Below are 2,433 nucleotides of genomic sequence, written 5' to 3' on the forward strand. Positions count from 1 at the left end.
TACGCTCACACAGATCGTTGCCCACGCCGGTCTTGGCTGCTTAAAAGGCGCTGTTGCGAGCGGTGCTTGCTCTGCCGGTGCTATCGGCGGGGCTGTCGGCGAAGCAACTGCTATGCTCCAGTTTAAACTGTGGTCCAAAAATTTTATACAAAAAGAAATAGCAGCATTGAATGGTCGCCCGCTAACCGTAGAAGATCAAGCGCGCATAGGTCAAAAGATTAAAGAGCAATTTTCTGACTTTAAAGATCATGCCATTGATATCGCACGTGCTGCGGGGGGCGTTGCCGCTGCCCTTGCCGGCGGTGATGTTAATGCCGGTGCTGATGCCGCAGGTAATGCTGCGGAGAATAATAGCCTTGCATTAGCAGCACCGCTTGTTTTAGAGGCTGGAGCAGTTGTATCTTCCATAACTCCTTTAGGATGGGCAATTCTGTTAGTAGGTGGTGTAGTTGTTGTCGTATCCTATTTGAACAAAGATATTGTTGCTACAACTGATCCTCTTGGCAATTTAGCTGTTGTGTCAAAAAGCGCAGAAGGAGATAGTGAAAAAACAGACAAAAGTACCAAAGAAGAAAAAAATAAAGCTTCTCAGGCGAGTGCTAAAGATCCACAAAACAATAATGACGATGACAACGATGGAAAAGGTAAAAAGCTTAATAAAGCTAGGGAACATCATGACAAAAAGCGCGATGAGAAAAAACAAAAATTAGAGGAGGAAGGATTTTCACCCAGCGAAAAAGAATTAACGATTGAAATTGAACTTAAGACAGATAAAGGCACAATTAAGGTAAGAACACGTCCCGATAACACATTTATTAAGGATGGAAAACCAGCGTTTGATGAGACGAAAACAGGTAAAGCCAAATTAAGTAAATGGCAGAAAGGTTTAAGAGAAATATGTAAAACAACAGGAAGCATAAAATTTTGTGGTCCTGAAGCTGAAAAGTATCTTGAGCAAAATAAAGAAAAATTCAATGAGTATCAAAAAGATCTTAAAAATACTATAGACAAGTTTAAAGGTAGTGTAAAAGAATTGGAGGAAAAATTAGATAAATTTAACAAAAATTGGGCTAAAGACCAGTTAGATAAAAAGTGGAATGAAGGGATACTGCACTATGGAGTTGATCGACATCCAAGCTATTTAAAAGGAAAGTGAAGCATAATGAAAACCAAAGATGCAACAGAAATTTTAAAAAGACTTGGCTGGAAGACTTATCGCCATGAAGTTGGAGATACATTGGCTTATTATCATCTCTCCGATCGTATAATACGCATTCTCTATGATGTTGTAGATTATGGAGAGGATGGTGGAAGGTTGCGGCTATCAGTTGCTCTTACCACCGCCGCTTATTGTCTTGCTGAGGAATATGATAATGGCGAACAGTCGCGCTATGAATATGGTGATATGTTGATTTATGCAGAAGAAAATTTCGGAATTGTGGCACAGAATCTTTCAGGAAGTCATATTGAGGAGGCTTTGAATAGGGTGATTGTGTGGGCGAAAGCACAAGATATTGAACAAAAGTTGCGTGAGAAAGCTGCTGATCACTCTCTTGTTGCAAAGGCTTTGCTCGGTGATATGGATGCTTTAAGAAATGATAATCCTACCCCCAAACTATCTGTGCTAGAATTCTCTGATTATGAGATGATGACGCGATATGATCGCCTGCTTCTTTTTGCACGGGCCTATAGAAATGGTGAATTGGATGATATTTTGGTACGTAAAAAGTCCAAACAGCAGCTGATGAGCCTTACCGCAGCAAGCCGTATTCTTAAAACCCAAGGGTGGTTTTCTACGGAATCTGGAAAGATGTGGCTCTCTTTGCCAGACCGTTTTATTCAGTTTAATTTTGGCTTTATACGTCTTCATGATAATTACAATGTTCGTCTTGAGGCTAAAATATCTAATGAAGAGATTTCTGTAGCTTGCGAATATATTCACTATAGGGGAGAATATAATTGGATACGACCTACGGATATTTATCAGTCTTTTAATACAATTGGGGGAGGTCTTTTTAGTGGTTTTGGTAAAGAAATTGATATTTGTGTGGGAACATTAAATGATCACGAGCTTATCAAAATTTCTGAGCGGGTGATACGATGGGCACGCGCCCAAGACTTGCAAGCATCGATAGAAAGTAAAACACTTGTTCAAAAATATAGTTACAATATAGATATAGTCTGGCATTTGGCTTGTTTAGCGTTGACAGGTCGAATTGATATCCTGAAATCTTATAAAAATTTTCTAGAAGCTGGTACGATTTCTGAACATTTGGATGACGATGAAGTAGAAAAATATGTTAACTATGCCGTTGAATTTGCTGAAAAACATCTGAAAATTCTTCATGAGAGAGAGGCAGCAGAAGCACATCTTGGTCCACAAGCTTTGATTACTTTCAATAAAGTTACAGAGCAATTAAAAGAAATGGGTTG

Annotated in this window: 2 protein-coding genes; both read left to right on the forward strand. The window is 39.3% G+C overall.

Translation table 11 applies throughout. The annotated features are described in order from the left end of the window. On the forward strand, positions 1 to 1,156 hold a 1,156-nt coding region (locus PVV60_RS10065), incomplete at its 5' end, for a VENN motif pre-toxin domain-containing protein (RefSeq protein WP_273724624.1). Between the two features lie 6 nt (positions 1,157 to 1,162). Beyond that, positions 1,163 to 2,433, forward strand: a 1,271-nt coding sequence (locus PVV60_RS10070) for a DUF6990 domain-containing protein (protein WP_404977310.1), incomplete at its 3' end; no start/stop codon positions are given.

Origin of the sequence: Bartonella sp. AU18XJBT (genome assembly GCF_028618595.1) — a bacterium.
Taxonomy (GTDB): Bacteria; Pseudomonadota; Alphaproteobacteria; order Rhizobiales; family Rhizobiaceae; genus Bartonella.